This window comes from Plantibacter lichenum (assembly GCF_050587525.1).
GTDB lineage: Bacteria > Actinomycetota > Actinomycetes > Actinomycetales > Microbacteriaceae > Plantibacter.
The window spans coordinates 51,292-72,268 of sequence record NZ_JBOBFT010000010.1 but is presented as its reverse complement, the minus strand read 5'-3'; the positions used below and the strand labels follow the sequence as shown (position 1 = coordinate 72,268).

General features: G+C 66.2%; 24 protein-coding genes and 1 pseudogene. 10 read left to right on the top strand and 15 right to left on the bottom strand.

Translation table 11 applies throughout. The features are described 5' to 3' along the window. Window positions 1-15: 15 nt before the first annotated feature. From ACQ3HB_RS14360 to ACQ3HB_RS14335, 6 genes are read right to left on the bottom strand one after another with little or no spacing between them, the layout of a single operon-like run. Entirely contained in the window at window positions 16-1,089 is a 1,074-nt protein-coding gene (locus ACQ3HB_RS14360) for an ADP-ribosylglycohydrolase family protein (RefSeq protein ID WP_430920771.1), read from the bottom strand. After that, on the bottom strand, window positions 1,086-2,072 hold the full coding sequence (locus ACQ3HB_RS14355) for a carbohydrate kinase family protein (protein ID WP_430920769.1): 987 nt from the start codon (window positions 2,070-2,072) through the stop codon (window positions 1,086-1,088). Before ACQ3HB_RS14355 ends, ACQ3HB_RS14360 begins: the two co-directional genes overlap by 4 nt. Next, the gene (locus ACQ3HB_RS14350; RefSeq protein WP_430920767.1) at window positions 2,069-3,025 is read right to left on the bottom strand and encodes an ABC transporter permease; all 957 of its coding nucleotides are present in this window, start codon (window positions 3,023-3,025) and stop codon (window positions 2,069-2,071) included. Before ACQ3HB_RS14350 ends, ACQ3HB_RS14355 begins: the two co-directional genes overlap by 4 nt. After that, the gene (locus ACQ3HB_RS14345; protein ID WP_430920765.1) at window positions 3,022-3,984 is read right to left on the bottom strand and encodes an ABC transporter permease; all 963 of its coding nucleotides are present in this window, start codon (window positions 3,982-3,984) and stop codon (window positions 3,022-3,024) included. Before ACQ3HB_RS14345 ends, ACQ3HB_RS14350 begins: the two co-directional genes overlap by 4 nt. After that, the gene (locus tag ACQ3HB_RS14340; protein WP_430920764.1) at window positions 3,977-5,518 is read right to left on the bottom strand and encodes a sugar ABC transporter ATP-binding protein; all 1,542 of its coding nucleotides are present in this window, start codon (window positions 5,516-5,518) and stop codon (window positions 3,977-3,979) included. Before ACQ3HB_RS14340 ends, ACQ3HB_RS14345 begins: the two co-directional genes overlap by 8 nt. Window positions 5,519-5,530: 12 nt before the next feature. Further along, window positions 5,531-6,553, bottom strand: a complete 1,023-nt coding sequence (locus tag ACQ3HB_RS14335) for an autoinducer 2 ABC transporter substrate-binding protein (RefSeq protein ID WP_430920762.1) — start codon at window positions 6,551-6,553, stop codon at window positions 5,531-5,533. Window positions 6,554-6,698: 145 nt separating this feature from the next. Between ACQ3HB_RS14335 and ACQ3HB_RS14330 the strand changes: the two genes are divergently transcribed. Beyond that, the gene (locus tag ACQ3HB_RS14330; protein ID WP_430920760.1) at window positions 6,699-7,403 is read left to right on the top strand and encodes a GntR family transcriptional regulator; all 705 of its coding nucleotides are present in this window, start codon (window positions 6,699-6,701) and stop codon (window positions 7,401-7,403) included. Here the strand turns inward: ACQ3HB_RS14330 and ACQ3HB_RS14325 are convergent. Next, entirely contained in the window at window positions 7,387-8,607 is a 1,221-nt protein-coding gene (locus tag ACQ3HB_RS14325; protein ID WP_430920759.1) for an MFS transporter, read from the bottom strand. The two genes, ACQ3HB_RS14330 and ACQ3HB_RS14325, sit on opposite strands and share 17 nt — an antisense overlap. A gap of 102 nt (window positions 8,608-8,709) precedes the next feature. On the opposite strand from ACQ3HB_RS14325, the gene ACQ3HB_RS14320 reads away from it, so the two are divergent. Beyond that, on the top strand, window positions 8,710-9,273 hold the full coding sequence (locus ACQ3HB_RS14320; protein WP_430920757.1) for a TetR/AcrR family transcriptional regulator: 564 nt from the start codon (window positions 8,710-8,712) through the stop codon (window positions 9,271-9,273). On the opposite strand, the gene ACQ3HB_RS14315 is transcribed toward ACQ3HB_RS14320, so the two are convergent. Further along, window positions 9,192-10,856 carry an MFS transporter gene (locus ACQ3HB_RS14315; protein ID WP_430920755.1) on the bottom strand — a complete coding sequence of 555 codons (1,665 nt, stop codon included), beginning with the start codon at window positions 10,854-10,856 and terminating at the stop codon, window positions 9,192-9,194. The two genes, ACQ3HB_RS14320 and ACQ3HB_RS14315, sit on opposite strands and share 82 nt — an antisense overlap. A gap of 327 nt (window positions 10,857-11,183) precedes the next feature. Between ACQ3HB_RS14315 and ACQ3HB_RS14310 the strand changes: the two genes are divergently transcribed. Next, window positions 11,184-12,077 (top strand): alpha/beta fold hydrolase, encoded by an 894-nt coding sequence (locus ACQ3HB_RS14310; RefSeq protein WP_430920754.1) that lies wholly within the window; start codon window positions 11,184-11,186, stop codon window positions 12,075-12,077. A 52-nt stretch (window positions 12,078-12,129) separates the two neighbouring features. On the opposite strand, the gene ACQ3HB_RS14305 is transcribed toward ACQ3HB_RS14310, so the two are convergent. Further along, window positions 12,130-12,888, bottom strand: coding sequence for an SDR family NAD(P)-dependent oxidoreductase (locus tag ACQ3HB_RS14305; protein WP_430920752.1), 759 nt, complete (start codon window positions 12,886-12,888; stop codon window positions 12,130-12,132). A gap of 89 nt (window positions 12,889-12,977) precedes the next feature. Here ACQ3HB_RS14305 and ACQ3HB_RS14300 point away from each other — a divergent pair, with 89 nt between their 5' ends. Then, window positions 12,978-13,580, top strand: a complete 603-nt coding sequence (locus ACQ3HB_RS14300; RefSeq protein ID WP_430920751.1) for a TetR family transcriptional regulator — start codon at window positions 12,978-12,980, stop codon at window positions 13,578-13,580. 65 nt (window positions 13,581-13,645) lie between these two features. On the opposite strand, the gene ACQ3HB_RS14295 is transcribed toward ACQ3HB_RS14300, so the two are convergent. Further along, the gene (locus tag ACQ3HB_RS14295; protein ID WP_430920749.1) at window positions 13,646-13,972 is read right to left on the bottom strand and encodes an ArsR/SmtB family transcription factor; all 327 of its coding nucleotides are present in this window, start codon (window positions 13,970-13,972) and stop codon (window positions 13,646-13,648) included. A 167-nt stretch (window positions 13,973-14,139) separates the two neighbouring features. On the opposite strand from ACQ3HB_RS14295, the gene ACQ3HB_RS14290 reads away from it, so the two are divergent. Beyond that, window positions 14,140-15,027, top strand: coding sequence for a quinone oxidoreductase family protein (locus ACQ3HB_RS14290; RefSeq protein ID WP_430920747.1), 888 nt, complete (start codon window positions 14,140-14,142; stop codon window positions 15,025-15,027). Between the two features lie 116 nt (window positions 15,028-15,143). Here ACQ3HB_RS14290 and ACQ3HB_RS14285 read toward each other — a convergent pair whose 3' ends face one another. Next, window positions 15,144-15,557: a winged helix-turn-helix transcriptional regulator gene (locus tag ACQ3HB_RS14285; protein ID WP_430920746.1), complete on the bottom strand. Its 414-nt coding sequence runs from the start codon at window positions 15,555-15,557 to the stop codon at window positions 15,144-15,146. Between the two features lie 79 nt (window positions 15,558-15,636). On the opposite strand from ACQ3HB_RS14285, the gene ACQ3HB_RS14280 reads away from it, so the two are divergent. Together ACQ3HB_RS14280 and ACQ3HB_RS14275 are read left to right on the top strand one after the other, a co-directional pair. Beyond that, window positions 15,637-16,446, top strand: coding sequence for an NAD(P)H-binding protein (locus ACQ3HB_RS14280; protein WP_430920744.1), 810 nt, complete (start codon window positions 15,637-15,639; stop codon window positions 16,444-16,446). A 248-nt stretch (window positions 16,447-16,694) separates the two neighbouring features. Then, the gene (locus ACQ3HB_RS14275) at window positions 16,695-16,898 is read left to right on the top strand and encodes a hypothetical protein (protein WP_430920742.1); all 204 of its coding nucleotides are present in this window, start codon (window positions 16,695-16,697) and stop codon (window positions 16,896-16,898) included. A 145-nt stretch (window positions 16,899-17,043) separates the two neighbouring features. On the opposite strand, the gene ACQ3HB_RS14270 is transcribed toward ACQ3HB_RS14275, so the two are convergent. Both ACQ3HB_RS14270 and ACQ3HB_RS14265 read right to left on the bottom strand, forming a co-directional pair. Further along, complete coding sequence (locus tag ACQ3HB_RS14270) at window positions 17,044-17,214, bottom strand: PHD finger domain-containing protein (protein WP_430920741.1); 171 nt, start codon at window positions 17,212-17,214, stop codon at window positions 17,044-17,046. 10 nt (window positions 17,215-17,224) lie between these two features. Next, window positions 17,225-17,674 (bottom strand): hypothetical protein, encoded by a 450-nt coding sequence (locus tag ACQ3HB_RS14265; protein ID WP_430920740.1) that lies wholly within the window; start codon window positions 17,672-17,674, stop codon window positions 17,225-17,227. Window positions 17,675-17,891: 217 nt separating this feature from the next. Between ACQ3HB_RS14265 and ACQ3HB_RS14260 the strand changes: the two genes are divergently transcribed. Then, window positions 17,892-18,473, top strand: a complete 582-nt coding sequence (locus ACQ3HB_RS14260; RefSeq protein WP_430920739.1) for a DUF4232 domain-containing protein — start codon at window positions 17,892-17,894, stop codon at window positions 18,471-18,473. Between the two features lie 21 nt (window positions 18,474-18,494). Here the strand turns inward: ACQ3HB_RS14260 and ACQ3HB_RS14255 are convergent, their stop codons facing one another. After that, on the bottom strand, window positions 18,495-18,941 hold the full coding sequence (locus ACQ3HB_RS14255; RefSeq protein WP_430920979.1) for a hypothetical protein: 447 nt from the start codon (window positions 18,939-18,941) through the stop codon (window positions 18,495-18,497). On the opposite strand from ACQ3HB_RS14255, the gene ACQ3HB_RS14250 reads away from it, so the two are divergent. After that, entirely contained in the window at window positions 18,828-19,718 is an 891-nt protein-coding gene (locus ACQ3HB_RS14250; protein ID WP_430920738.1) for an alpha/beta fold hydrolase, read from the top strand. The two genes, ACQ3HB_RS14255 and ACQ3HB_RS14250, sit on opposite strands and share 114 nt — an antisense overlap. A 185-nt stretch (window positions 19,719-19,903) precedes the next feature. Here the strand turns inward: ACQ3HB_RS14250 and ACQ3HB_RS14245 are convergent. Next, a pseudogene (locus ACQ3HB_RS14245) lies at window positions 19,904-20,044 on the bottom strand (helix-turn-helix domain-containing protein); the annotation flags it as partial. Window positions 20,045-20,243: 199 nt separating this feature from the next. Between ACQ3HB_RS14245 and ACQ3HB_RS14240 the strand changes: the two are divergent. After that, window positions 20,244-20,810, top strand: coding sequence for a hypothetical protein (locus tag ACQ3HB_RS14240; RefSeq protein WP_430920737.1), 567 nt, complete (start codon window positions 20,244-20,246; stop codon window positions 20,808-20,810). Window positions 20,811-20,977: the final 167 nt, after the last annotated feature.

The window sequence follows — 20,977 nt, the reverse complement described above, 5'->3', positions numbered from 1 at the left end:
AGGAGGGCGTGGGGTTCAGCGGCTGACGAGTGCGTAGAGCTCGTCCGCGACGCCCTGGATGTCGATCGGGTTGGCGGCGAGCACCTGCTGGTACTTGTCCTGGGGCACGTGCGCGAAGCCCGCGTAGGCGCCCGCGATGGACCCGGCCATGCACGCGACGGTGTCGGTGTCGTCGCCCGCGTTCGCCGCGCCGACAACGGTCAGCCAGGGGTCGCCGGCTGCTGCGACGAAGAAACCGATGGCGGCGGGGACCGCTTCGGAGGCGGGGAGGCCCGTGCCGATCTCGCGGGAGATCAGCAGGGTCGCCTCGTCGAGGCTCCGCGCCCCGATGCCGATCTCGACGGCCCGGCGTCCGCGTGCGCTGATCGATGCCCCGGGGACCTCTCTGCCGAGTTCTGCGCCGAGCCGGTCGCCCTCCTCCGCGCTCCACAGGAACGCTTGGACGACATCGTTGATCGTCGCCGAGTCGGGGAGGGCCGCAGCGACGGCTCCCGCGATGGCCGCCGCACCGGCGACGCCCTGGGAGGTGAAGTGGCTCGGCCGGCAGGTGATGAGTGCGTCGTCGACGGCGGCGCGGACGTCGCCCGGGTGGGCCAGGCCGACGACGCCGACGCGCATGGCGCTGCCGTTGCTCGCGCCCGTCGTCGCCTCGTTGCCGCCCGCGCCGATCTGCTCCGGGTCGCCGCCCTCCTTCAGGAGTGCGATGGCGCGGCGGGTGGACGGGCCGGCGAAGTGCGGGAAGTAGTCGCCGTTCAGGGACCACTCGAGGAGCATGTCGGCGACGCCGCGGGCAGTGAGGTGGTTCTGCGAGTCCACGATGACGCGAGCCAGCATGAGCAGTTGGCTGCTGTCATCGGTGATCTGCGCGGCTCTGCGGCCCCGCGAGTACGGGGAGTCGGGGAGCGGGGCGAAGAACTCCTCGACCCGACCGCCGAAGAGCTGGCGGATCTGCCCGATGCTGCGGGTCTCCGTCGGGGCGCCGAGGGCGTCGCCGATGACCGCAGTCGCGATCGATCCGAGGATCTTGTCGTGCAGTCGGTCGTACGTCGCACCCGTGGTGCGGGGCTGGTCGGTGGTGAGCGTGGTCACAGTGCGTCCTTCGTGTTCGTCGTGGTCCAGTTCGGCAGGCCGCCCTGCCGTGCACCGAAGTGCGTGATGGTGAGCGCTGCGCTGCGGGCCGCTGCGGCGAGCGCCTCGGTCAGGTCGTCGCCGGCGAGGGCTCGTCCGACCCAGGCTCCGGCGAACGAGTCGCCGGCGCCCGTCGTGTCGACGACCCTGGTGACGGGTTCGGCCGCTTGGCGGATGGTCTGGAGTGCGCCCTCGTCCGAGCGCCAGGCGAAGAGACTGCCCGCAGTGCCGAGCGTCAGCAGGATCGCCGACGACCGTTCACTGCGGCCGAGCAGTTCGACGAGCGCTTCGTGCACGTCGTCCAGCTCTGCGAGTGCGTGGAGGGATTCCTCGTTGAGCACGCTCAGTCGGGCGGTCCGCAGGAGTTCCTCCGCCCGTCCGCGGTCAGTGCGGACGAAGCTGCCCTCGATGTCGACGCTGGCCAGGGTGCCCGCGTCCGCGGCCCGGCGGACGATGTCCTCTGAGCCGGGGACGTCGCCCAGGACGTGGAGCCAGCGGGCTCCCACGAGAGCAGCCGCATCGACCTGTTCCGGGCCGGGCAGGCTCGCCGGGGAACGCCCGCCGAGGAGCGACTTCTCCCCGTCGTCGGCGATCGCGACGGCGCACCACCAGGTCATCTCGTCCGCCATCGTCTCAACGAGCGCGGTACCGATGCGCTGGTCCTCGAGATCGAGCAGACAGGCCCGCCCGAAGGCATCACTGCCCACCCGCGAGACGAGGGCGATGTCGAGATCCTCGGCGGCGCGCCGTGCGGAGGACGCGAAGCTCGCGCCCATCCCGCCCGCGAAGATGCCGAGGCTCGTCCCGATGGACTTGCTGTCCCGCTTCGGGAGCTCGTCGACCTGCACGAGCAGGTCGACGCCGGTGTCGCCGACGACGAGGAGGTCGATCGGTCGTTCCCCTGCGTGTGCGAGATCCGGGAAGACGTCCGTCAGAACGGTCATCGTGTTCGCCTCCGTCCGACGATGTTGTTGAGGATGACGCTCGCGATGAGCACGGCGCCGAGGAGTCCGATCTGCCAGGTGTTGCTGACGCCGGCGAGCTGGAGGCCCGAGTTCAGGACGACGACCACGGTGAGTCCGAGGAGGGTTCCGAGGATCGTGCCGATGCCGCCCGTGATGACCACGCCGCCGAGCACAGCGATCGTGATGGCCTGCAGCTCCATGCCGGCGCCCGCGGTCGGCTTCGCGTTGAGCAGCCACGATGCGTTCACCACGGCGGCGAGCCCGGCGAGCATCCCCGAGTACACGTAGAGGGACGTGCGCACCTTGCGGACGTTGACCCCCGCGAGCGCCGCGGTGATGGAGCCGTTCCCGACCTCGTAGATCTGCCGTCCCTGCCTCGTCCGCACCATGTAGACGGCGGCGAGGATGAAGACCGGCACGAGCACGAAGAGCACCTGGAATGGGATGCCGGCGATCTTGCTCTGCCCGAGGTACGCGAAGCCGGACCGGTCGAAGCCGTTGATGTCGACGCCGCCGGAGAGCACGAGCGCGAGAGAGGAGTAGAGGTAGAGCGTTCCCAGGGTCGCGATGAGCGGTGGCAGCCGCAGCACGTTGATGAGCACGGCGTTGATCGCTCCGAGCGCTGCGCCCGCGGCGATCGCCACGATGGCGGCCAGCCACGGGTCCAGGCCGAGCTGCACCGCGGTGAGCCCGAAGACGACCGTAGCGAGGCTCATCGTGGAACCGATGGAGAGGTCGATGCCGCCTCCGCCGCCGAGGATGACGAAGGTCTGGCCGAGGGCGAGCAGGCCGAGCACCGCTCCGTACTGGGTCATCGAGAGGAGGTTGTCCGCCCGGAGGAAGTACGGCGAGAGGAACGACATGACGACGCCCAGGAGGACGATGAGTACCACGAGGAACAGTCGCCGGTCGGTGAGTTGGATGCGGTTCATGCGAGTCTCCGGAAGAGTTTGCGACTGTCGCCCCGCTTGGCGAGGACGTCGACGCTGACGGCGAGGAGGATCGTGAGGCCGATGATGAGCCCGTTCCAGAGCGGCGGCACTCCGGCGAGCACGATGCCGTTCTGGAGGACGACGATGAACGCGAGTCCGCCGAGGGTGCGGAGGACGCTGCCTTCGCCGCCGAGGATCGACGTTCCGCCGACGACCACCGCGGCGATCGCGAGGAGGGTGAGCTCGTTGCCGGTCGAGGCCTGGACGACGCCGACCCTGCCGACGTAGATCGTGGCCGCGAGGCCGACGAGGAGCCCGAGGATCCCGTAGCAGGCGAACACGACGAGCCGCGAGCGGATGCCGGACAGTGATGCGGCTTCCGGGTTCGAGCCGATCGCGTACACGTTCCGGCCGAAGCGGCGTTTCCGTGACAGCCACCAGAGGAGCGCGTAGACGACGATCACGACGGCGAGCACCATCGGGACGCCGAGGACTCGCTGGCCGGAGAGGATCGGCGCGATGGGAGCGGTGAAGAGGTCGTTGCTGTTCCAGAGGGCGAAGAGCGCGGTCTGGAACACGGCCGCCGTCCCGAGGGTCGCGATGATCGGCGGGACTTTCGCGACGGTCGTCAACAGTCCGTTGATGGAGCCGAGGACGGCGCCGGCCACGAGGGAGACGAGCACGACGACGATCGCGGGCTGTCCGGCGCTCATGAGCTTCGCCGCGATCCACGCGACCACGCCGACGGCGTATCCGGTGGAGACGTCGATCCCGCCGAGGATGATCACGAGCGTGAGTCCCGCGGCGATGAGGGCGAGGTCCGACGCGTTGATGACGATGTTCGCGAAGTTGTCGGCCGTGAGGAACCGCGGTGAGAGGCTCGCGAAGACGATGATCTCCGCGATGAGCAGGACGGGGAGGAGCAGGAGTCGTGCGCGGGAGAGCGTGAGCTTAGGCATCGGGTGCCGCCTCATCGCTCAGGCCGACGGCTGCCCGGAGGACGGCGTCCTCCGTCGCCTCGGAGGTGCTGAGTGTGCGGATCATTCTTCCTTCTCGGAGCACGTGCACCCGGTCGGCGAGCCCGAGGAGTTCCGGCAGTTCGCTGCTGATGAGCAGGATCGCCGTTCCGCCGCGGGCGAGTGCGCCGATGTCGGTGTGGATGTCGGTCTTCGTCGCCACGTCGATGCCGCGTGTGGGCTCATCGAGGATGAGCAGCGTCGGTTCGGTGGCGACGGCGCGGGCCAGGAGGACCTTCTGCTGGTTGCCGCCGGAGAGCGAGGTGATGGGCGCGTTCGTCCCGGCCGCTTTCACGGCGAGGGTCTGCATCCATCGGTCCGTCACTTCGCGTTCGCGTTTCCGGGAGATGAATCCGGAGGACGTGAGCTTGTAGAGCGTCGCGGCCACGAGGTTCTCGCGGATGTTCATGAACGGGAGGATGCCCTGCGTCTTGCGGTCCTCCGGCAGGTAGGCGACGCCGTTGCGGAGCGCGTCGGCCGGGCCGGTGGGCGTGTAGGGCGATCCGGAGAGCTCCATCGTGCCGCGGTCGGGTTCGAGGACGCCGAAGACGGTGAGGGCGACCTCGGTGCGTCCCGCCCCGACGAGTCCGTACAGGCCGACGATCTCGCCGGCGTGCACGTCGAGGGAGATGTCCTCGAATCGTCCGTCGACGCTCAGGCCGCGGATGGAGAGGACCCGTTCACCGTCCTCCACGACGGTGGGGATGGAGATCGTGTCGTTCAGTTCGGCGCTGGCTTCGACGCTCGAGCTGGATCGGCCGCCCATCATCGCGAGGATGCGACTCTGGTCCGGCACGTCGATCTCGCCGACGAGGGCACCGTCGCGGAGGACCACGAATCGGTCGGCGACCTTGTCGAGCTCGTCGAACCGGTGCGTGATGTAGAGCACGGCGGTTCCCGCAGCGCTCAGCTGGTCGACGAGCGAGAACAGCGTCTCTGACTCCGCATGGGTGAGGATCGAGGTCGGCTCGTCGAGGATGAGGAGCTTGGCGTCGTTCTTCACGGCACGCGCGATGAGCACGAGCTGCTGTTCCGCGAGGGACAGCTCGCCCATGTCGGCCCCGGCGAGTCGCGCGGGGAGGCGCAGCCGGTCGAGGAGCGCCGCCGCTTCGCGCTTCATGCGCTTGTCGTCGACGTTCCCGAGTCTCGTGCGGGGGAGGTCTCCCGCGTACAGGTTCTCGAGGACGCTCAGGTGGGCGAACACGGCGGGCTCCTGGTACACGGTGGAGACGCCGGCCGCGAGAGCGTGGAAGGGGGAGGCGGGGCTGTAGGGGGCGCCGTCGAGTGCGATCGTCCCGGAGTCGGGACTGTAGACGCCGGCGAGCACCTTCATGAGGGTGGATTTGCCGGCGCCGTTCTCGCCCATCACGGCGACGCGTTCGCCGGCGCGGATGGTGAGGTCGACGCCGTCGAGGGCACGGGTCACCCCGAATCGCTTCGAGATGCCCGTGACCTGCAGCAGGGGTGCGGTTGTCATGATGTCTGGACTTCAGAAGTCGAACTTGTCGACGTTCTCTTTCGTGAAGACCGTCGGTTTCCCGAGGAGGAGGGTCTTCGTGGACGCGTCGTACAGGACGGGTTCCTTGAGCCCGGGAACGTCGTTGCTCGCCTGGAAGTCCTTGCCGTCGATGATCTGCTTCTGCGCCCACACGGTCAGGTAGCCGAGGTCCTGGACGTTCCAGAGCACACTCGACTTCATGACGCCGGACGTGATGTACTGGGCGACGGTCTTGGGGGAGCCGAAGCCGGAGACGGCGATCTTGCCCACGCGGTCCGCGTTCTGCACGGCCTGCGCGACGCCGGGGACTGCGGTCGAGGGGACGGCGATGATGCCCTTGAGGTCGGGGAACGCCGTGATGAGGTTCTGCGCTTCCGTGAGGGCGCCCGCGCTGTCCGTCGTGTGACGGATGCCGCCGACGAGTTCCAGCCCGGGGTACTTCTTCGCGGCCTCGGCCTGTGCCGCTTCGGTCCAGGCGTTGAAGGTGGAGGCGTCGGGGGCGCCCGACACGATCGCGTACTGGCCGGAGCCGCCCATCTGCTCGGCGATCTCGTCGAGGACGGTCGCGCCGAGCTGTTCGTCGCTCGCCTGGGAGACGAAGACCTGGCGGTCGCTCTTCGGTGCATCGGCGTCGGAGGTGATGACGGCGACGCCGGACTTCACAGCGTTGGAGATCGAGCCGTTCATCGAGGTGGGGTCGAGCGGGGAGATCGCGATGGCGCTGTAGCCCTGGGAGACCAGGCCGTCGACGATGCGTTTCTGTTCGGCGGCGTCGGCGGTGGCGGGGCCGGCCTGGGTGTAGCTGACGCCGAATTCCTTCGCGGCCTTCTCCGCGCCGGCCTTGAAGCCGGTGAAGTAGGGGATGCCTTCGACCTGGGACACGAAGGCGACTTTGTCGGATCCGGTGGATGCGCCACCGGAGCTTCCCGAACCGGATCCGGGAGCGGTGCACCCCGCCATGGTGAGCGTGAGCGCAGACAGTGCCACGATGGACACGAGCAAGCGACGATTCATGTGGTTGATTCCTCTTTGAATTCAGGTGGGCGCTGGGGGGACGCAGCTCCCGACACAACCGCAGTAGGTTGGGTTGAGACATTAACGTAGCCACTTGTTGGTACAAGTGCAAGAGGTTGTAGGTACAATTGTCCGAGGAGGTCGAATGGGAACGCCCGCATACCAGCGCGTAGCCGATTCTCTGCGCGAGCAGATCGGGTCCGGGCAGTGGGTCGCGGGCCAGCAATTGCCCGGAGAGCTCGAACTCGTGGACACCTACGGGGTGAGTCGGAACACGATCCGCCAAGCGCTCAACGTGCTCGCGAGCGTCAATCTCGTCCGCAAGCAGCAGGGCGTCGGCACCTTCGTGAGCAACCAGGGGCTGACGCACACGCTCGGCGATCTCCGGAGCTTCACCAAGGTCATGACCGATCTCGGCATGGCTCCCGGCATCCGCGACATCGATATCGCACCGGATCCGGACCCGCCGAAGGCCGCCCTCGCCTTCCTCCCCGGTTCGCACCTGTGGCGCGTCAGTCGGGTGCGGATGAGCGAGGGGCGTCCGTTCAGCGTCATGCAGTCCTGGCTGCCCGATGACATCGGCAGTTCGATCACGGTGGAGCGGTTGCAGGAGCAGCAGTCGCTGTACGAGGTGATGGCGGAGCTCGGGATCCAGCTGAAGGAGGCGGAGGAGAAGATTCGTGCCGAAGGGGCCGGTGAAGAGCTCGCACGTCTGCTCGAAGTGCCGCTCGGGTCGCCGCTGCTCACGATCCACCGGTGGACGACCGATCGCTTCGGTCGCGCCGTCGAGTACGTCCGAAGCTACTCGCCCGGCGACCGTTACGAGTACTTCGTCAAGCTGACGCAGTAGTCGATGGGGTGGGAGCCGACTCCTGCGCGGCTTGGGCGGGCTGTCGTCGAGCCTGGAGGCCGCCGGTGATCATCGCGGTCGCGATCAGCAGGGTCTCCAGGGCGCCATAGGCGACGGCCGTGGGTTGGAGGCCGATCCAGCCGACGGCGAGGCCCGCGACCAGGGCCGGGATGCTGAAGGCGAGATAGCTGACGATATACATCGTCGCGAACACCTGCCCGCGCTGATCCGCTGGGGACGCATCGCCGAGTGCATTGACCGCGTATCGGAAGGCGGCGCCGAAGCCGAAGCCGGCGATGGCCGATCCGATGACGTAGAGCGGCAGTGACGCGGTCAGGGTCGCCGTGACCGTAGCCAGGACGCCCGCACCGAGGGTCCCGTAGCCGACCCACTCACGCAGTCGGGGCGGCAGAGCGGCCGATGAGGCGGTGCCGATGGTGCCCGCGGTGAAGAACACGCCGAGGACGATGCCGACGACGAAGTGGCTGTGGACGTCGAGGACGGTGCCGATCATGGAGGATCCGAGCGAGAGGTACAGCCCGGCGAGCGCCCAGGTCGCGGCGATCGATGGGATGAGGGCGAAGAACATCGGCCGGATCGCCCTCGGTAGCCTGGCGCTCGGCAGAAGTGACCGCCACACCGATCCACGCGGGGTCGACTCGGCGGCGGAACGCTCCGGGACGAACCACACGAGCACGGCGAGGACGAGGTAGAGGGCGGCCAGGATCCAGAAGACCAGTTGGCGGGGGAAGGGTGCGAACTCCACGAGCGCCCCGGCGAGCACCGCGCCGATCGCGATACCGAGTGCTGGGACGGCGCTGCTCACGATCGACCCGGCTCTCGGGTTCGGAGCGGCGTCCATGATCATGGCCGTGATCGTGCCCGTCGCGGCGCCCACGGCGAACCCCTGCACGATTCGGGCGGCCATCAGGCCACCGGCGCCGTCGGCGATCGCGAAGAGCAGCATGCCGATCGCGAGCAGCACGAGCGCACCGAGAGCGACGGGCCTGCGTCCTACTCGGTCGGACAGCGAGCCGATGGTCAGCAGCGCGATGAGCAGGGCGATGACGTAGACGGCGAAGATCACCGTGAGTGTGAACGAGGAGAACCCCCACAGCCCCTGGTAGACGGGATACAGCGGTGAGGGCGCGGACGCGGCAGTCAGGTTCGCTGTGCCGGCGGCACCAGCGACGACGAAAGACACGGAACGCTTGAACACGGGATCTCCTCGTAAAGCAATGATCTTGGCTTTACGAAACTACTCCTCTCGCTTCCTTAAAGCAAAGAGTTTTGCGAGAATGGGGGAGTGAGTACGTCAGACATCGCCCGTCGCCCGGGAGGGCGCAGCAGCCGCGTTCAGAACGCCATCTATGCGGCCGTCGGCGAGCTCATGGGCGAGGGCGCGGAGCGGATCACCTTCCCCGTCATCGCGGAACGGGCCGGTGTGAACCCGACGACGCTGTATCGGCGATGGGACGACGTCAACGACCTCCTCGAAGAGGTCGCCGTCGCCGCGCTGACCCGAGAGGGCGATTCGGCACCGGACACCGGATCGCTCGAGGGTGATCTGACGGAGTGGGCGAGCGTCATCGTGGAGGACATCACCCGCCCCGAGCGGGCCCGGTATCTGCGGTCGATGGTCGCGGCGCGGGTCGAGACCGTCTCGCAGTGCGTCGTCACGGACACTCGGCGTGATCAGGCGGCGGCGATGGTGCGTCACGCCGGCGAGCGGGGTGAGACCGCGCCGACGGTTCAGCAGATCCTCGATCACATCGTCGCCCCGCTGTACTACCGCGTCGTCTTCGCCCTCCCCGTCGAGCCGGAGGACGCTCGGGGGCTGGTCCTCGACGTGCTGTCGATGGCGCGCTGAGGGTTCGCCGGTGCGCCGCCGCCAGGAGCGCCGCTGTCAGAAGCGCCGCCGCCAGTGCCCCCACCCCTCGCGTTGACGCGCTTCGGCAGTGCGAACACGAGAGCGAACGCGACCAGGGCGAAGATCGCGCTGACGAGCATGGCCTTCGCAGCCGCATCCGTGAAGCCGGTAGCGATGTTTTCCGCCAGGGCCTTCGTGAATGCTCCGACGGCCTCAGGAGTCTTGTCCGTCGGCGGAGCGGGCCGTGAGATCACGAGCGACCCGAAGAGCACCGACCCGATGATCGCGATGCCGATCGCGCTTCCGATCCGCTGGATCGCCGAGATGACGGCGGAGCCTGATCCAGCGTCGCGCCGGTCGACCGTGGCCACGATGAACTGCGCGTTGGGGGCGATGAAGAAGCCGTTGCCGATGCCGGCGAGGGCGAGCGGTGCGAGCAGCATCCAGCTGGTGAGGTCGCTGGCTGGGACATTCGAGAACAGGATCCACAGCCAGATCAGGCCGATGGCGACGAGTGCCGTGCCGATGGTCAGCACGGTGCGCCCAAGGCGCTTCGCGACGCGGTCGCTCTGTGACGAGCCGAGGATGGTGCCGACCGCGAACGGGATGGTGACGGCACCCGAGGCGAGGGCGCTGTGCTGAAGCCCGCTCTGCCAGAGCAGCGAAATCGTGAAGAAGATGCTGGTGAACGCTGCGAAGTAGACGAGGGCGAGGATGACGCCGCCGGTGAACTGCGGGTGCGTGAACAGGCTCGGTGGCACGAGAGGGCTCTTGCCGCGCCGCGTGTACGACACCTCCCAGAGGGCGAACAGCACGAGCAGGATGACTCCACCGGCGATCGTGAGGTACGTCCAGAGTGGCCAGCCCTCCTGCTGTCCCTGGATCAGCGGGACGAGCAGCGCCACGAGTGCACCCGAGACCAGGAGCACGCCGATCCAGTCCAGTCCGGCTGTCGGGCGGGGCGCTGAGCGGTCCCGCTTCGGCAGCACGATCGCGGCGGCGATGATGGTGGCGACGCCGATCGGGAGGTTTACGGAGAACACCAGGCGCCAACCATCGGCGTTCCCGAACGACTGAATGAGCAGGCCGCCGATGATCGGCCCGAGCGCGGTCGAGACGCCGAGGACGGCGCCCATGATCGCAAACGCCTTGCCGCGGGCCTGTGGCGGGAAGAGCAACTGGATGAACGCGGTGACTGCCGGCACGAAGATGCCGCCGGCGAGACCCTGGGCCACGCGGAACACGATCAACTGCGTGCCGGACGACGCGATCCCACAGGCGAACGAGGCGGCGGTGAACAGCACGATGCCCGAGAAGAACACCCACTTGTGGCCGATGCGGTCACCGATCCGCCCCGCGGGGATGAGGGCGAGGCCGAACGCCAGCGCGTATCCGGAGATGATCCACGAGAGGGTCGACTCGGAGGCGTGCAGCGAGGTGCGGATGGTGGGCAGTGCGACGTTGACGATCGTCGTGTCGAGGATGGCGATGGACATGCCCATGAGGAGCACGATGAGTGCCCTCCAGGCTGTCTGGGGAGTGGCGGGGGCCGGGGCCTTCGCCCAAGCGGATGCTTCGGACATGGCGGTGAAGCCTTTCGTGCCGCGCGAGACGGCGGGTGTTGGCTGAGGAGGGGAGACTCACGTTCCGGCGAGGCGGTACTTCTCGTCGGTCATGATGTCGGGCAACTGCTCGATCAGCTGGCGGCGCCAGTCGGTCTCGGCGCCGAGCCGGTGCTCACCGCGGCTCAGGGCGAACGTCTGAGTGAAGTCTCGGACTCGCCGCTTACACCGCTCTCACACACCTCTGACGCCGAACAGACGCAGATGAGCGCTCCTGTGCGCGCGGGGCATAACCTACATGGGGCGGTCGATGAGAACGACCCGGTCTGTCGAGTGAAGGGTGCCGGAATGCCGATCAGTGACGTCGAGTTCGTCGAGACGCCGCTGCTCCGCGTCGGGTATGAGGCGCTCGGTGAGCCGGATGGTCAGACGGTCGTCCTCCTCCATGGGTTCCCGTACGACGTGCGTTCCTATGACGACGTCGCCCCTCGGCTCGCGGCGGCCGGTCTCCGGGTCGTCGCGCCGTATCTGCGCGGCTACGGCCCGACGCGATTCCTCTCCGACCAGACGTTGCGCTCCGGCCAACAAGCGGCGCTCGGTCAGGACGTGATCGACCTCATGGACGCGCTCGACATCGAGCGAGCGATCGTTGCGGGGTACGACTGGGGCGGGCGCGCCGCGTGTGTCGCCGCGGCGCTCTTCCCCGAGCGGATCGACGGGTTGGTCACGGTCTCCGGCTATCCCGTCCAGGACATCGCCGGGGCCGTCGAACCCGCCGCTCCTCTCGATGAGCGGCTGGACTGGTATCAGTACTACTTCCACTCCGAGCGTGGGCGCCGCGGTCTCGAACGGTACCGCGAGGACCTGTGTCGTTCGCTGTGGCGCGACTGGTCTCCACAGTGGGCCGAGGCGGAGACCGCGTTCGCGGCGTCGGCGCCCAGTCTGCACGACCCGGACTTCGTCGACGTCGCCATCCATTCCTACCGCCATCGCTTCGGGCTCGTCGATGGAGATCCGCGCTACGACGACCTCGAACGTCGTCTCGCCGAGCGGCCGACAATCTCCGTGCCCACCGTCTCCGTCGACAGCGGGACGGACGGGTTCGGCTGGTTCGACTCCTCTGAGGATGCGAGTCACTTCTCCGGCCCCTTCGAGCGCGTCGTGCTGCCCGGGGCCGGGCATAATCCGCCGCAGGAAGACCCAGAGGGATTCAGCGATGCGGTCCTGACGCTCGTGCGCTGATTCCGATGTCGTGCGCCCGATCCAGCAGCTCCTCCGTAGGCGGGAATTGCAGTCAGTCCTGCCGAGTTGCTCCGATGTCCTCTGCCACGGCGTATGCGGCCAGATCGAACGCGCGGGGTGGGCCACTGAGCGCGGATTTGGCATCGGCGCCGATGGCATCCAGGATCTCGAGATGTCCCGCCTCGAGCCCGTCGAGCGCGAGCTTGGCGAGGTCGGCGGGCTCCTGCATGACTCCGTCGGCCAGGGTGATACCCGCGGCTTCGGCGTAGTCGCGCATGGTCTGGGTGGCGATCATGCCGGGAACGAGCGCACTCACGAGGGTGCCTTGCGGGGCGAGCTCGACGCGGACTCCGTTCGTCAGTCCCCATTCGGCCGATTTGGCGGCTGCGTAGGACGTGTTGCCGTCGACGGTGCTCCAGGCGGCGGCCGAGAGGACGTTCAGAATTGCACCGCCGCCGTTGCGAGCCAAAATCGGGGCGAACGCCCGGATCACGGCCAGGGTGCCGAAGTAGTTTGACTCCATGACCTCTCGGATCGCGCCGATCTCGCCCGTGACGAGATTCCCGCCGTCCGTGAAGGCGGCATTGTTGATGACGATGTCGACGTCTCCGGCCTGTGCTGCGACGGCATCGACCGACGTTTGATCGGTGATGTCCAGGGGGAGGACGACGGCGCCGGGGATGTCGATCAGTTCGGGGCGACGGGCGGTCGCATAGACCTTGGCCCCGCGGAGCAGGAGCTCTTTGGCCAAGTGCAGACCGAGGCCTCGGTTGGTTCCGGTGACGAGTGCGGTTGCGCCGTTGATGTGCATACAGTCTCCTAAGGTGACCAGTCGGTTACGTTGTCCCGGGTCACCTTATTCGGATAATGACCGAGCGGTCAAGTTGATATGCTCGGCTGGTGACGACTTCACCGAAAGCGCTGCGAGCCGACGCAGTGCGCAACCGCGATCTGTTGCTGTCGGCGGCGGAGGAGGAGTTCTTCGAGCACGGCATCGATGCCTCCATCGCGGACATCGCCAAGCGCGCGGGTGTTGCGAAGGGGACGGTCTTCCGGCACTTCGCGACAAAGGATGACTTGATCGCGGCCATCGTGAACGTCCACATGGCGATCCTGACCACCAGTGCTCATCGGCTGCGTGAGGCGCCGGACGCCGGGGCCGCCCTTCTCGAGTTCCTGACCCTCGCCGCCGACCGGCGACAACAACGCGACGTGACGTTCCTGATGTCCGCGAGCGCCAGTAACGCTGCGGTGACGAACCTCCGTGACGAGCTCTTCGCCCACGTCGGTTTCCTCGTCCAACGCGCGCGCGATGCTGGCGCGATCCGCCCCGACATCACCGGCACGGATGTGTTCCTGCTCATCTGCGCCCCGGTGCACACGATGGAGTACCTGACGGATCCTCCACCGGATGTGTGGCGACGCTATCTCGGCATCATCTTCGACGGCATGCGTCCGGAGGGGGCAACCCCTCTCCCTCGACCAGCGCCCAGCTGGCCCTGAACCCGCGCCGTCGGCAGCTGGAGGCCGGCCGGCTGTCGCGGCGTTGCGGCCTCAGGCGCGTCCGTTCATCGGGTGAGGCTGTTGGCGAGCGCCGACTCACTTCTACTGAGGACGGAGTCGAGCAGCCCTGGGAATGCGTCGTCGAGCTCGGATCGCCGCAGCCGGTTGAGTGATCTCGTTCCAGACCGGTCCGTCTCGATCACACCGGATTCGCGCAGAACCCGGAAATGATGCGTCAACGTACTCTTGGTCACCGGTACGTCGAACGCCCCGCACTGGATGTCCTCGGTGGCGGCCAACTGGGAAACGATCGCAAGCCGGATGGGATCGGCAAGGCAATTGAGCACGGCGAAGAGGTCGAGCCTGGCTGGGGGTGGTGGAAGCGGTCGCATGTGTTCTCCTCGACGCCAGTGTACGACAATACGTAAATACGAAAGTACGACGATCATCGTACAAGTGCTACCGTTCGCATATGAAGAGTGTGCAGATGACGCAGCCAGGCGGGCCCGAGGTGCTTCGATTCACCGATGTTCCGATACCCGATCCGGGGCCAGGTCAGGTGTTGATCGAAGTTGCGTACGCGGGCCTGAACTTCACCGACTCGCTCGCCCGTCGCGGCATCCCCGGCTACGCCTCGGGATGGCCGTTCGTGCCAGGCATGGAAGTGTCCGGCCGCATCGCGAGACTCGGCCAAGGAACCACCGGGTTCCAGGGAGGGGAGCGAGTGGTCGCCTTCACCGTCGACGGCGGCGGGCTGGCACAGTTCGTCGTTGCAGAGAGCACCCTCACCGTGGCGATCCCGGATGACCTCGATGCGGCGGTGGCCTCCAGCATCCCACTGACCTGGGCGACCGCCATCGGCCTCATTCGCCGGTCCGCCGTCGGTCCAGGCGACAACGTGCTGATCACGAGCGCAGCGGGCGGGGTCGCCCACGCACTCGCTGCACTTCTTCCGCGGCACCAGGTCGGCCACATCGTCGGCGGCGTCGGTTCCGCATCCAAACTGCGCGGTCTCGCAACGAGCGTGACCGGGATCGAACGCGGCCCCGGCTTCATCGCTCGAGCTCAACACGTGGCAGGCGATCGGCCTTTCGACGTCGTCCTCGAGTCGGTCGGCGGCGAGATCCTCACCGATTCCCTGACTGCAGTAGCACCCGGTGGCACCGTCGTCACCTACGGGGCGGCCGCCGGTCAGAGCGATGCCGCTAGCCCGACGCCCGGAGACTTCCGAACACGGAATCTCACGCTCGCCGGCTTCAGCATCATCAATCTCAGCCGCACCGTGCCCGAACGGACTCGCGATCTCATCGCCGGTGTGCTCGCACTCACGCAGCAGGATCTGACCATTCCCGCCCCAGCGATCATGAATTGGGACGATGCCATCGTGGCCCACCTCGAGCAGAGCGAGGGACGCGCGAAGGGGAAGGCGGTCGTGCAGGTGAACTGAGACGGTGCCGCAGCAGTGCTTCGTGCGATCAGAACGGAACGAGAGGCGCGCGAGACCGGCGACCACGTCACACTTCGCCCGGTGGGGCGTCGGAGACGATCATCTGGAGGACGCCGTCAGCGGATCGGGTGCCCCGGATGGGACTCGTCGTACCGGTGGCGGGCAGCAGCGATGGCGGGACGTTGCTGGAGTGACCAGTCGGCCAGCGCCTTGACGAGGTGGGTCAGGCTCCGACCTGATTCGGTGAGTGCATACGTCACCTGTGGTGGGACGGTCGGGTAGACGGTGCGTTCGACGAGGCCGTCTCGTTCGAGTCGGCGAAGGGTGAGCGTCAGCATCCGCTGGGAGATTCCGTCGATGGCGCGCTGCAGTTCGCGGAACCTCCGGGTCCCGGACGCGAGCTCGACCACGACGAGGACCGACCAGGTGTCGCCGACCCGGTCGAGGACGTCGCGGATGCCGCAGTCAGGGTGGTCGTGCTTTCCGCAGGGTTCGAGATCTGCGGTTACTTCCGTGTGCGTGAGTGACATGAGAGTGCCTTCTTGTGACGTCCTGCCGGCCGGAACACAATCAGTGTAGTTACTCACGAGAACCACGAAAGGCGATCAGTTGATCCTCGTCACGGGCGTCACCGGCAAGCTCGGCCACGCGATCCTGTCCCATCTCGTCGACCGTGGCGTCCCCGCGATCGGAAGCAGCCGCAGCAGTGCGGTGGCATCCCGAGTGTTCGACTTCGACCAGCCTGAGACCATCTCCCTGGAGGGTGTCGACACCCTGGTCCTCGTCTCCGCGGGTGAAGCGGAGGACGACGTGGTGATCGCCCGCCATGGGGCGGTCGTTTCCGCGGCCGAGCGCGACGGGGTGTCCCATGTCGTCTATACGAGCGTCGTCGGTGAGGGCGACCATCTCGCGTTCGCGCTGGCTCATCGGTGGACGGAGCGGCGGTTGCAGCGGAGCACGTTGTCGTGGACGATTCTGCGGAACGGGCTGTACGCCGACTTGTTCGGCTCCCTCCTGCAGTGGTCGGGCACGCGGCTGACGTCGGCGTTCGGCGATGGAGCGCTCGCCGCTGTGACGCGGGACGACCTCGCGGAGGCCGCGGCCGTTGTGGCGGCTGCTCCCGGCGCACATTCCGGTCAGACGTACGATCTCGTCGGCACCCCGATCACCGCTCATCAGGTCGCCGCGCGGATCGGCGTGACACCGGTGGACATCTCGCTGCAGGAACGGCGCGAGCAACTGGAGCACGTGGGACTGAAGCCGTTTCAGCCAGCCATGCTGATGTCGATCCACACCGCCGTCAGGCACGGCTTCCTCGGAGAGACCAGTGATGATCTCGCTCGCTTGCTGCATCGCGAGCCGAGCGATGCTCTCCCCGTCGCTGCAGCCGCGACTCGTGCCTCCGCCCCAGGGAAGTAACCGACCCGGGTGGTGAATCCGGCCGCGTACTCGTAGTGCGGGCGCAGCGACGTCGGGCTTGGTGCATACGGCAGGCGAACGGTGCGTCGTCGTCCAGGCAGAGGACCGCGGACATCAGCGTCGTCGAGGAGGATGCGTCGATGCGGGTCGGGTCGCAGCCGCTGTGGGTTGCGGGGTGCTGGGTGACGCGGTCCTAGGATTTACCTGATCTTGTAGAACATCGAGGAGAAACGCTTGGGGGTCATCTGATGGCAGAACGCACACTTTCCCGCGGTAACGCCTGGGCCCTCCTCGGGCTGGCGATCTTTGTTGAGATCATGGCCGTCCTTGCCCTCGCCGTCTGGGGAGCCGAAATAACCCGCCGGGGCATCCCTGTCTGGATTCTCGGAGTGCTGCTGATCCCATTCGGCTTGTGGCTCGGATATCGAGGGGTGAAGGGCCTGCGTAGCTAAGACCTCTGGGCTGGCGGGATGTCAATACGCAGTGGGAGCGGTTTCAGCCAGAATGAGACATGGTTCACCGAGCCCTTCGGTCCGCGTTCGCCCGCCCAAGCGAGTGCAGACCGCTAGCCGCCCTTTGGTTGTCCCACCGTTCGTCTCAGCGCTGCTTCGCGTGCTCGAGGATCCAGCGCCCCATCGGTGCGCTGTCGTCGAGAATTCCGAGGTGTGTTGCTTGGGGGACGACATCGGCCGTCACGCTGCTGCCTCCGTGTTCGCGTGCGAAGCGCGTCACGGCGACCGTCGTCCGGTGCCGGCTCGCGCCTGGCATTCAGCCTCAGTTATGGCATGACTTCGAGTTGCAGGGTGTGCTCGATCTCCGCAATTGTGAGGAGTACTGGCCCCACACCGAATCGATCCCAGTCAGGGTTCGTCGAGTTGCCTTTCGCGATGCAGACGATGCCCGCTGCTGACTGGAACGTGTTGTTGCCGTCCTCTGCTTCGAAGTACACGCCAAAGTATCCGTCGTCCCGTATCAGTGTTGTGGCTTCAGATTGTGGTGCGAAGCTCACGTTTGCCCGGTCGCCCTCGGCGAGTTGCCCCGCGTTGATGATCTTCTCGACGCGGATCTCGTAGATGTTCGCCTCGTTGACTTCGGCCACGCCGCTTGTCGGAGTCGTCGATGCTGCAGGAGGAGTGGTGTGTAGCTCGCCGGGTCTCTCGGTTGGTGCTGCGCAGGCCGTCAGCGACATGGCGAGGAGCGAAACCGTAAAGAGAACTCTGTGGCGCATGGGGTGAGCCTGGTCGATCTGAACACCTCAAGCAACTCTCTCGACCGCCCGTCGCGTGGCGTCAGCTCCTCGGGGGGACTGTGCCGAGTTCGCAGCAGGTCTCGTTTCGGCGAGAGGTGTCGAGGAGTTGAGGAGTTGAGGAGTTGAGGCATCGAGTGCTAGCCAGGGGTATGTGGGCCGTCCGCCCGTTCTCAAGCAGGGTGTTACGGTCGGGCTCATGGGGAAAACACGAACGATCAGCCGAAACTGGGCAGCACTTTCATGCGGCGTCGGGGTGATCGCGCTCCTTGCGGCCTGCGCTCCAGACGCTCCGAAGGAACCGGCGATTGTCACCGCGGAAGCCACCGGATCGCCGACGGCGGCCGCCGATCCGGTCGACTGCACAGCGGAGCAGCTCGTTGGCTCATTCGAAATGAACCCGATCGTGAACATTGAACTCCGGAACGTTGGTGACAATGCCTGCATCATCCGCGGCGGGTTCCCCACGGTAGAGGCCATTGGCGGCGATGGTGCACCTGCCCTCCCTGAGGCGAAGCAAGATGACGCTTGGAAGGTCGGCACAACCGATGTCATTGCGGAGCCTGGTGGGAGCGCGTGGGCTGTGTTCGCGTTCGGTTACGAGAAACGAATTCCAAACGCAACGCTCGTGGAGGTGACGTCGTTCTCGGTCACCCTGCCTCAGAGTGAAGTCGTGGTTTCAATTCCATATGCAGCCGGCATTTGGGTTTCACCCGACTCGGACAACTCGCTCATCGTTCGCCCGATCTCTGCGCACCGCGAGGACACGACGATCGGCTGAACCGTTGATCGTCTCCACCGGTCAGCACAGCACCCTGGATGGAAGTGCGTGTGCCCACCGGTGATCAGGACGGCTAACCGCGGTCTCGGCCCAGCGTTCGCACTCGTCGGCCGGCAAGCGCACTTCGACATTCACGGCGACGGCTTCTACGCGGATCTTCTGTTTTGCCGCGTTGATCAGGTGCTGCCCAGAGAGCGCTGCCGACGAGGAGACGTCATCGCGCGCGCGTGCGATGACCCCGTAGTTGTCTCGATGTTGCGAGGTCTGACAGTTCGGTACCAAGACATCTGCGGCGTGAGTCGCGCCTGACCTCTGTCCGCCAGTCGCCCAACTCGTCACCCGGGCGAAGGAGACATGCTCCAAGATGGTTGTGTGTTCAATGGATTCGTAACGGAAGACATCGATGTGAAGGACGCCGTTATCCATGTGCGTCACGGTGGTCGTGGGCCAGCGATCCTGCTCTTGCACGGTCACCCTCGAACCGGTGCAACCTGGCACAAAGTCGCGCCACTCCTGGTGTCCGCGGGATTCAGCGTTGTCTGCCCAGACCTTCGTGGGTATGGTGCGTCGATCGGGCCAGAACCGACAAGCGACCATAGCGCCCACTCCAAACGGGCCGTCGCCAATGACATGGCGAAGTTGATGACGGCGCTTGGACACGACCGATTTCACCTCGTCGGGCACGACCGCGGCAGCTACGTCGCCTTTCGTCTCGCGCTCGATCACGAACAGCGCGTGGATCGGCTGACGCTCGTTGACTGTGTACCGATCAGTGAACATCTTGCACGCGTCGACGCGCGATTCGCGCTCCGTTGGTGGCATTGGTTCTTCTTCGCCCAACCGGATATTCCGGAACGAGTAATCAACGCTGACCCAGAGGCCTGGTACGGAGCGGATCCGGAGCTGATGGGGGCTTTGAATTATGCGGAGTGGCGAGAAGCAGTCCACAACCCGCGTGTCGTCCGGGCAATGCTCGAGGACTACAGAGCGGGACTGAGTGTTGATCGAGTGGACGAGGGAGTGGATAAGGCGGCAGGCCGTCAGCTCTCCATGCCCGTGCTCGCGCTGTGGTCACTGCAAGACGATCTCGAAGATCTCTACGGCGATCCGCTGGCGATCTGGCGAGACTGGGCCACCGATGTTCGCGGTTATGGAATTGACTCACGCCACCATGTAGCGGAAGAAGCGCCTGGCGAGTTGGCAATGGCGATTATTCGTTTCATCGATTCTTCGCTATCTGACTGATGCCCTGCCCGGAACGACACGGATCAGCCTGTGCGTGCTGGATCTGCGCAGCAGCGCGAACCTGTCCTGGTTCGCACGTCCGGGTATGGACCAGTGCCCCTTTTCGGGCTCGGTGCCGCGCAGCACGAGTACGACACGGTGTTGGTCGTCAATGATGATGGCGCTAGCCGCTGGAACCATGTCCGTCATCTCTGTGCGGCCTCGTTGGTGGCGCGTGACATGCCGAGTTCGCGTGCGACGTGGGTGGCTGGTTCGCCGGCGTCAATGAGTCTGATCGCGTTGCGGATCTGGCTGTCGGTGAACGCTTGTCGGCGGCCGCCCACCTCCAGTGAACTCCTGTGTACTGAGTGTACTTCGGTGTACCCAAACTGCGGTTGAGAACCAGCGGATGGTCGTCGACGGCGGGCCTCTCGCCCGAGCGCTTTTAGGCTGCACTGTGAGATGTGGTGGAATCACCTGACATGTAGGACAACGGGAACCGAGTCGCTGTAGTAGGTGGGGGAGTGGTGGGGCGTGATTGATGGCATGACGGCCAGCAAATCGTTGGCAGAGCTGACGAATCTGAAGTGGGATGCGCCGTATCGACTTCTTGCCTCGGTGCTGGCGTTTGCGACGATTGCAGGAGCGACGGCTGGGGAGGCGCCATTCGCGGCTCTTGCTGCTGGCGCGGACTGGTTTCACGCGCAGTCGATCAGCTCATGGTTTTCCGCGGTGGACGAGTGGGCAGTCTCCAGCCTCCAGGACGTACCCGTACGTGATGCGCTGAGCATCGTTCTCGCTTTGTGCGTGGCGGTGAGTTTCCTTACCTCCGACATCGTCGTGGAGGCTCGGGCGGCACCGACGGCGTGGATTCTGGCACCGTTTTACGCGTATGGGTGGAGTGTGGACCAAATCGCGTTCTGGATTGTCGTCGTTGCGGTGTGCTTCCTGATCGCTGCTTTGAATCACCGGTACAACTCGGGCACGATGGGCGGTTGGGCCTGGCTGTTGGGTGTGTTCATAAACCTGGCCGTGGCCGCGATTTGGCTCCCATTGACCTTTTTGCTGTGGGCGCTTGTTCCGGACGGCAAGCGCACCGGGCCGGTGGGCTGACTCATCAAAAGTTATGGGTGGGGGACCCTGCCCTGGATTGGAGGACGGTTGAGCGTATCCGGCGAGTAGGTTGCCGTAATATATATTAGCAGTGCTTTAGGCGCATATGTATTTATGCCTAGAGCGCGTCGCAAAGTGGTTGATTTCCCAGGCTGCGCCGAGGTGAT